Origin of the sequence: Gordonia sp. i37 (genome assembly GCF_002043085.1) — a bacterium.
GTDB classification, from domain to species: Bacteria; Actinomycetota; Actinomycetes; order Mycobacteriales; family Mycobacteriaceae; genus Gordonia; species Gordonia polyisoprenivorans.
Window position 1 is genome coordinate 1 of record NZ_MVPX01000474.1, and the last position, 5,348, is coordinate 5,348.

4 protein-coding genes and 1 pseudogene are annotated in these 5,348 nt (G+C 67.1%); 2 read left to right on the plus strand and 3 right to left on the minus strand.

Features of this window, described 5'->3' with window-relative positions; translation table 11 throughout:
- Positions 1-595, minus strand: a pseudogene (locus B1964_RS23095) (oxidoreductase); the annotation flags it as partial.
- Positions 596-724: 129 nt separating this feature from the next.
- Between B1964_RS23095 and B1964_RS23100 the strand changes: the two are divergent.
- A complete protein-coding gene (locus B1964_RS23100) occupies positions 725-2,194 on the plus strand; it encodes an FAD-binding protein (RefSeq protein WP_079931426.1) in 1,470 nt (489 codons plus the stop codon).
- Between the two features lie 96 nt (positions 2,195-2,290).
- Positions 2,291-3,262: an alpha/beta hydrolase family protein gene (locus B1964_RS23105; RefSeq protein ID WP_253194143.1), complete on the plus strand. Its 972-nt coding sequence runs from the start codon at positions 2,291-2,293 to the stop codon at positions 3,260-3,262.
- Between the two features lie 36 nt (positions 3,263-3,298).
- Here B1964_RS23105 and B1964_RS23110 read toward each other — a convergent pair whose 3' ends face one another.
- Together B1964_RS23110 and B1964_RS23115 are read right to left on the minus strand one after the other, a co-directional pair.
- Positions 3,299-4,675 carry an MFS transporter gene (locus tag B1964_RS23110; RefSeq protein ID WP_079931428.1) on the minus strand — a complete coding sequence of 459 codons (1,377 nt, stop codon included), beginning with the start codon at positions 4,673-4,675 and terminating at the stop codon, positions 3,299-3,301.
- Between the two features lie 90 nt (positions 4,676-4,765).
- Positions 4,766-5,348 (minus strand): HAD-IC family P-type ATPase (locus B1964_RS23115; RefSeq protein WP_139765840.1); only part of this gene is annotated, 583 nt, incomplete at its 5' end.

The window sequence follows — 5,348 nt, forward strand, 5'->3', positions numbered from 1 at the left end:
TCCCGGCGGCGGTGAGGACGAAGCGGCGTGAAGCGGGCGCATGCAGCACTCCGGTGCCGTGGTCGGGGTGCTCGGACGGGGCTGTCCGGGCCCGGGTCGTTTCCGCGTCGGCGTCGAGAATGCCGACGAGTACTCGCAAGGCGATCACCCCGGCCGCCCCTGCGAACAACGACGGCAGCATGTATGTCGCCGTCGCCCCGGGGCGCCCGAGGGACGCGACGACACCGACGATCGCGAACACCACGATGACGATCGACCCGATCGGTGGTCGGCGGCGTTCGGCCACCCCGCACGCCCCGGCGAGGATCGCGATGACCACGCCCATCACCACGAACAGCGCGAGCTTGTCGGAGGTGCCGAAGGTGCTGATCGCCCACTCCCGCATCCACAGCGGCGAGTGGTCGACGACGCTCGATCCGACGGCGAAGTACGGCGAGGATTCCGGGGAAATGAACGCGGCGACGAGTTCGCCGACTCCGAGGGCGGCGGCGACGGCGATGATGCCGGTGAGCGCGTTCACCGGTACCGGCACGCGCCGCCCGGGTGCGTGCCGCACGGTGTCGGGATCAGGGTCGAGTCCGGAGGCCACACCCATTGATACGCCGCGAGGGGCCGATGTGTCGTCGCGCAGGTGGCGCGGGTCGGTCGGATGCCGGACCCGGCCGCACCAGAACGACCCGGCAATACTAGAACGTGTTCTATTTCGTGAGTTAGGCTGATGCCCATGGCAGCGGACACAGCGATCCCCGACACCGTCGCACTCGGATCGGTCGACGAATTCAGCGACGAGGTCGACGTGGTGGTCGTCGGCCTCGGCATCGCGGGCGGATGTGCCGCGGTGGAGGCGGCCACCGCAGGCGCACGCGTGCTCGTTCTCGAACGCGCAGCCCAGGCCGGCGGGACGACGGCGCTGGCCGGCGGCCACTTCTACCTCGGTGGCGGCACTGCGGTCCAGCAGGCGACCGGCTTCGAGGACTCCGCGGAGGAGATGGAGCGCTACATCACCGCGGTCTCGCGCGATCCAGAGCCGGACAAGATCCACGCCTACTGTGTCGACAGCGTCGATCACTTCGAGTGGCTGGAGAATCTCGGCTTCGCCTTCGAACGCAGCTACTACCCGGAGAAGGCGGTGGTCCAGCCCGAGACGCAGGGGCTGATGTACACCGGCAACGAGAAGGTCTGGCCGTTCAAGGACATGGCCAAGCCCGCACCGCGCGGCCACAAGGTGCCCGTCCCGGGTGACACCGGTGGTGCGGCAATGGTCGTCGAACTACTGGTGAAGCGGCTCGCCGAACTCGGCGTCGAGGTCCGGTACGAGACCGGTGCACGCAATCTCGTCGTCGACGACGAGGGCTCGGTGGCCGGCGTGGCATGGCGCTCGATCTCCGGCGAGCACGGAGTGATCGGCGCCCGTGGGGTGATCATCGCCGCGGGTGGCTTCGTGATGAACCCGGCGATGGTCGCCGAGCACGTGCCGTGGCTGACCGAGAAGCCGTTCGTGTTGGGCAACACCTACGACGACGGGCTCGGCCTGCGAATGGGGGTGTCGGCGGGGGCCGTGCTCAAGCACATGGATCAGGCGTTCTGCACCGCGCCGGTGTATCCGCCGTCGATCCTGCTGACCGGGATCGCGGTGAACAAGAACGGCGACCGATTCGTCGCCGAGGATTCCTATCACTCCCGAACCTCGGCTTTCGTTCTCGAACAACCGGATTCGACGGCGTACCTCGTCGTCGACGAAGCGCACATGAAGCGTCCGCGGATGCCGTTGGTGCCCCTGATCGACGGGTACGAGACGGTCGCGGAAATGGAACAGGCCCTGGGCATTCCGTCGGGGAACCTGCAGAAGACCCTGGACCGCTACAACACCCACGCGGCCCAGGGTGAGGACCCCGATTTCCACAAGTCCGCGGAATTCCTTGCGCCACAGGATCACGGGCCGTGGGCGGTGTTCGACATGAGTCTGGGCAAGGCGATGTACGCGGGCTTCACCATGGGCGGGATGGCCACGTCGGTCGACGGTGAGGTCCTCGACGCCGACGGCTCCCCCATCGCGGGCCTCTATGCGGCCGGGGCGTGCGCGGCCAACATCGCGCAGGACAGCAAGGGTTACGCCAGCGGCACCCAGTTGGGTGAGGGCTCCTACTTCGGCCGGCGGGCCGGCCGGCATGCCGCGGGGCGCCGAATCGAGTAGTGCACTACGCATGTCCTCGACGGTGCGCGGTGATGGACTTCTCCACGTCCGCTCGCCACCCCGAGGTCACCCGGCGGGCCTACCCGAGGTTGTCGCATGCGTTGGACGAGAGTGGTTCCGATTCTGGTGGTGACGCTGATCGCCGTCGTCACCACTGCCGCATGGTCGGTCGGCCCCGCGTCTGCCGCGCCGGGCCGGATCGTGTCGTCGGAGGCGATCGGCTCCAACCAGCTTCTGCTGAGCGTGTTCTCACCGTCGATGGACCGTTCCATCCCCGTACGGGTGCTGCGTGCCGCGAACCGGCGGCCGGTCGGGCGCCTGTATCTCCTCAACGGGGCAGGCGGCGGTGAGGACTCTGCGAACTGGGTGGAGCAGGGCAACGCTCCCGCGTTCTTCGCCGACAAGCCGGTCGATGTAATCATCCCGATGGCCGGTGCGTTCAGCTACTACACCGACTGGCAGCGCGACGATCCCGCCCTCGGCCGCAATCGATGGGAGACCTTCCTGACTCGTGAACTCCCCGCTGCGCTGAACGGAACTCTGTCGAGCACCGGCCGCAACGGCATTGCCGGACTGTCGATGTCGGGGAGCGCGGCGCTGTCGCTGGCCGAACGCGCCGGCGACCTCTACTCGGCGGTGGCGTCGATGAGCGGTTGTCCCAACACGAGTGGGTTGCTCGGGTCGGCGTACGTGCGCGCCACCGTCGAAGGGCGTGGCGCCGCCGACACCACCAATATGTGGGGGCCACCCGGCAGTCCCGACTGGGTTGCGCACGACGCGCAGATCAACGCAGAACGTCTGCGCGGCAAGGCCGTCTTCGTGTCCTCGGGTCCCGGTGTACCCGGCCCGCACGACAACCTCTCCGACGCCCAGCACATCCAGATGATCCTCGTCGGTGGACCCATCGAAGCGGCCGTCGACGAGTGTAGCCACCGGTTCGTCGCCCGCCTGGCCGCCCTGGGAATCGGTGTCACGACATACTTTCCGCCGACCGGCACACATTCGTTCGCCTACTGGGACGACGCGCTGGCGCGCGCCTGGCCGGTCCTGGCGCGCGGATTGCGGTGAGCCCGTGTCCGGGCGCCTGCCACCCTCGGGGTGGTCTCAGTGTCCTTGCCCACCAACGATGTTGACGTCGGTGAGTGTCCGGCCGGTGGTCAGCGGCCCGAACACATAGATGGTGGCTGCAACGATCGCCATCGCCGCGGCGACCACGGTGAACAACCACCCCGCGCCGCTGTGATGGAACAGCGGCACCAGGATGAACGGCATCAATCCGCTGGACAGTCGGGACAGTGAATACGTCCAACTCGTTGCGGTACCCCGTAGTCGTGTGGGGAAGATCTCGGCCTGGTAGACGTGATACGAGTTGGAGAAGACATTGCTCGCGGCGGTGTAGAGGAAGCCGAACACGATGATCATCGCCGTCGTCCCCGAAATGCCGAACAGGACGCCGAAAACCGCCATCGTGATGGCCGAGCCCACGATGAGGTACTTGCGTTCGAAGCGTTCGATCAGCGGCAGTGACACCAACGAGCCGATCGGGTATCCGATGTAGGTCACCGCCAGGAAGCCCAGACTGTCGACGATGTCGTACCCCTTGGCGGCCAACACGATCGGGGCCAGGGTGCCGAATCCGTAGTAGCCCCAGGTCTGGAAGAACTGGAATACCGCCATCATCAGGGTGCGGGGCCGGACCGCACCGTCGAACAATTCCCGCAGCGCACCGCCGTGCTGGGTCGACGGCGTCGACGGCGACGGATCCGGCAGCGGCAGTCCCCGCTCCCGCGCCTCGGTCTCGAATCCCGTGACGATCTCGTCGGCCTCGGTGTCGCGCCCGACCGAGGACAACCACCGTGGCGACTCCGGGAGCCCGCGACGCAGAACGAAGATGAGCACCGCCCCCAGCGCACCGATGATGAACAGCCAGCGCCAGCCCTCCAGTCCGAGCGGCTGCAACGGTACGAGGTAATGACCGAGGAAGCCGACCAGCGGAACACCGACGAAGGACAAGGTGTATGCCCACGCCGTGTACCTGCCACGTTCGGTGGGTGGCAGCATGTCGCCGAGATAGGTGTCGCTGACCGGGGGTTCGGCACCGATGCCGATCCCCGAGAGGAAGCGACAGATCACCAGCATCGTCGCGTTCGGGCTGAACGCCGCGAGCAGGGTGAACACGGAGTACGTACTCATGCTGAGGAGAAAGGCGCGGCGCCGGCCGAGGCGGTCGGCCAAGCGGCCCAGCGTGATCGCGCCGACGAACATACCGAGGAAGGCCGACGCGAGCAGGAGCGTCAGCGCGTTGCCGCCGAGGCTGAACTGCTTCTTCAACACCGAACTCAGCGTGCCGGCGAGGAACACCTCGTAGATGTCGAAGAACAGTCCGAAACCGATGACGACGGTCGCGCGACGGTGCAGCGGTGTGATCGGCAACCGATCCATCCGCGCGGCGATCGAATAGGTTTCGGCAGGGGTGGACACGCCCGCACGCTACTCCGGGGACACCGTTGCCGATGCCGAACTCCCGTTTGTCGGATTCGCCGGGTATCCACCGGATTTCGGCCCGTTCAGTCAGCGCGTGTGCGGCCGAAAACCCCGCAGTCGCAGGCTGTTGGCGACCACGAAGACCGACGAGAAGGCCATCGCTGCTCCGGCGATCATCGGGTTCAGCAGTCCGGCCGCCGCGATCGGCAACGCGGCGACGTTGTATCCGAAGGCCCAGAACAGGTTTCCCCGGATGGTGCGCAGCGTGCGCCGCGAGAGCGCGATGGCGTCGACCACCTTGCGCAGGTCACCGTCGACGATGGTGAGGTCGGCGGCGGCGATCGCGACGTCGGTTCCGGTACCCATCGACACACCGAGATCGGCCTGGGCGAGCGCGGCGGCGTCGTTGATGCCGTCACCGACCATCGCCACCGTCTTACCCTGACGCTGGAAGTCCTTGACCGCGTTCACCTTCTCCTCGGGCCGCACCTCGGCGATCACCTGGTCGATGCCGACCGCGCCGGCCACGAAACGCGCCGCTCCCGCGTTGTCGCCGGTCAGCAGAACCGGCGTCAGGCCCATGCGTTTAAGTTCCGAGATCGCTTCTCGCGATGATTCTTTCACCGTGTCGGCGACGACGATCACCCCGTACTCGGTCGAGTTGTCGCCC

What these genes read in the sequence shown, in the direction of transcription:
- B1964_RS23105 (WP_253194143.1), top strand. Translation starts at nt 2,291, where the DNA reads ATGCGTTGGACGAGAGTGGTTCCGATTCTGGTGGTGACGCTGATCGCC.
- B1964_RS23100 (WP_079931426.1), top strand. Translation starts at nt 725, where the DNA reads ATGGCAGCGGACACAGCGATCCCCGACACCGTCGCACTCGGATCGGTC.